Genomic DNA, 2,711 nt, shown 5'->3' with positions numbered 1-2,711 from the left:
TGAGTTGCTCTTCCGGGGAAGTGCCCAGGGCGAACCATGCCCGCCGGCCATCGGTGCCCAGCACCACCCAGCGAGACTCCTGGGGCCCGGTGAGCCGCACCAGGAGGAGGGCCAGCTTCCGCTCCGGGGAGACCCAGGTGTCCGCGAGCGACAGCGTCACCCGCTGAGGCAGCAGGCTGGTCCAGGCGTTCACCACGTACTCCTCCCCGGACGCCGGCTGGAGCAGCAGCACGGACACCTCGCTGAGCCCCCCTGACTCCGCGTGCTCCTCGAAGCCGAGCACCTCCACCGGGCCGCTGACGAGCTCCAGCTTCCGCTGAAAGGCACTGCGTGCATGCGAGGGAAGCTTCGCCTCGTTGCCGCGCAACACCCACGAGCGCAGCTTCGGCCCCCGCTGGGGCTCGGACTCCGTGGGCTTGCCCTCTTCCGCTGGCGCGGCGGGCCGCTCGACCTCCACCGAATCCGTCTTCACCGGCGGCCGCGGCGCGGCACACCCCGCTCCCATCCATCCCAGCATGCACGCCCATGTCCGTGCTCTTCTCCAGACGTCACCGAAGTCCCTGTCCATGCTCGCGTCCCCGCCTTGCGTACCAGCCTTGATTTTGGCGCGCGGGACGCGGGGCGCACCCCGCGTCCGGGTCAACGCGGACGCGTGCTACGGGCCGCCGCCGGAGTGTCCGTACCGTGACAGTCGAGCGTGTTCTGCCCCCAACGTCCGCCCGGGCCGGGGCCGTGGGCCGAGCGTCATCCCGTGCTCTCCTGTGCTTCCAGACGTTCTCCCGGATTGGGGGAGCAGGAGAGCCGCGGCCATGCACAGCACGTCCATCATGGGAATCAGGCTGGAGGGGTCCCGGTCACCGAAACCGTCCGTCGCCTCGCGGCCTCACCTCGGACCCTGGGCCTGGGTCCTGACGCGGTTGGACGCGTGTCTGTCGGAGGCGCTGCGCCAGTCCTCTCCCGTGGAGCTCAGCCGGGGCCGGCTGCTGGTGGGCATCCTCGGGATGCTGCTGCTGCTCAACCTGCTGGTCCTGTCCTTCTACGTGCGGTTGAGCCCGGAGCCGTGGCGCGCCGGCTTCATCCAGATGGTGTCCCTGGTGGGCATCATGGGAACGCTGTGGAGCGTGCGCCGGGCCACGTCGATCCGGCTGCCCGCGTTGGGGCTGTGCTTGCTCGTGACGGCGTCCATGATCTCCGAGTCCTGGAAGTCCGGAGAGCAGATCGTGGCCGTGAACGTCATGGCCATGCTGGTGCCGATGCTGAGCGTGTACCTGCTGGGGCTGCGCTGGAGCCTGCTCTTCACCGCGCTCATCGCCGTGAACATGGGCCTGCTCCACCCGCTCGCCTTCCCTCCCCCGGGCGGCCTGTTGCTCAACGCCTTCTCCGCGCTCTTCGTGCTGTGCGGCTGGGTGATGAGCTGGATGTTCCTCGCCTCGCGCGAGAGCGCGCAGGGGGTGTTCGAGCAGGCGCTGCGGACGCTGCGCGAGAGCGAAGGCCAGCTGGTCAGCCTCGTGGAGAGCACGGATGATCCGGTGTTCTCCCTCGACCCGGGGGGGCGGATCATCACCGCCAACCAGGCGGGCAGGGAGATGTGCCGACAACTCTTCTCGGCCCCTCCCTCCCAGGTCGGCTCCCTCTTCGACGTGCTCGCACCGGAGAAGCGGGCCATCTGGAAGGAGCGGATCGAGCAGACACTCGGTGGGCAGCGCGTCCACTTCCAGGTGGACCTCGTGGTGCAGGGCCGGCCCCGGGTGATGGACATCAGCCTCAACCCCATCCTCGGCGCCGAGGGGCAGCCGGTGGGGATGACGCTCTTCGGGCGGGACATCACCGCGCTCAAGGAGGCCGAGGCCCGGCTGAGCGAGCTGCACCGCAGCCTGCTGGACGTGTCGCGGCAGGCCGGCATGGCGGAGATGGCCACCGGCATCCTCCACAACGTGGGCAACACGCTCAACAGCGTGAACGTGTCGGCGGGGGTCATCTCCGAGCGACTGCGCTCCCTGCGGGTGGCCGGCGTGGCCAAGGTCACGGGGCTGCTGCGCGAGAACGCGCACGACCTGGGCGCCTTCTTCACCCGGGACCCCCGAGCCCAGTACATCCCGAGCTACCTGGAGACGCTCTCCGGGCAGCTCCTCGCCGACCAGGAGGCGCTGCTGGCCGAGACGCGCTCGCTCAACCAGAGCATCGAGCACATCAAGGCCGTGGTGAGCATGCAGCAGTCCCAGGCGCGCTCCTCGGGCATGCTGGAGCAGATGTCGGTGCCCCAGCTCCTGGACGACGCGCTGCGCCTGCACAACCTGTCCTTCGGGCGCCTGGGCATCCAGGTGCGCACCGAGTACGCCACGGTGCCGCCCGCCATGGTGGATCGGCACAAGCTGCTTCAAATCCTGCACAACCTGCTGACCAACGCGCGGCACGCGGTGCTCGACAACGGCAAACCGGAGAAGCAGATCTCCGTGCGCGTGGCCCAGCGCACCCAGGGGTGGCTGCGCATCGAGGTGACCGACAACGGCGTGGGCATCCAGCCCGAGCACCTGCCGCGCATCTTCTCCCAGGGCTTCACCACGAAGAAGGACGGGCACGGCTTCGGCCTGCACATCAGCGCGCTGGCGGCCGCGGAGATGGGCGGCTCGCTCACGTGCGCGAGCACGGGCCCCGGCCGGGGAGCCACCTTCTCCATCGAGCTCCCCCTGGAGGGCCAGGAGCCCAGGGAC

General features: G+C 69.8%; 2 protein-coding genes. One reads left to right on the top strand and one right to left on the bottom strand.

Going from position 1 to position 2,711, the window contains the following annotated elements; translation table 11 throughout:
- Positions 1-517: hypothetical protein (locus VF697_RS30380; RefSeq protein ID WP_331100384.1), on the bottom strand; the 517-nt coding region annotated here is incomplete at its 3' end.
- A gap of 400 nt (positions 518-917) precedes the next feature.
- On the opposite strand from VF697_RS30380, the gene VF697_RS30375 reads away from it, so the two are divergent.
- On the top strand, positions 918-2,711 hold a 1,794-nt coding region (locus VF697_RS30375), incomplete at its 3' end, for a two-component system sensor histidine kinase NtrB (protein ID WP_331100382.1).

The organism is Archangium sp. (genome assembly GCF_036388035.1).
Classification (GTDB): Bacteria; Myxococcota; Myxococcia; order Myxococcales; family Myxococcaceae; genus Archangium.
This window is presented reverse-complemented; position numbering and strand designations above follow the sequence as displayed.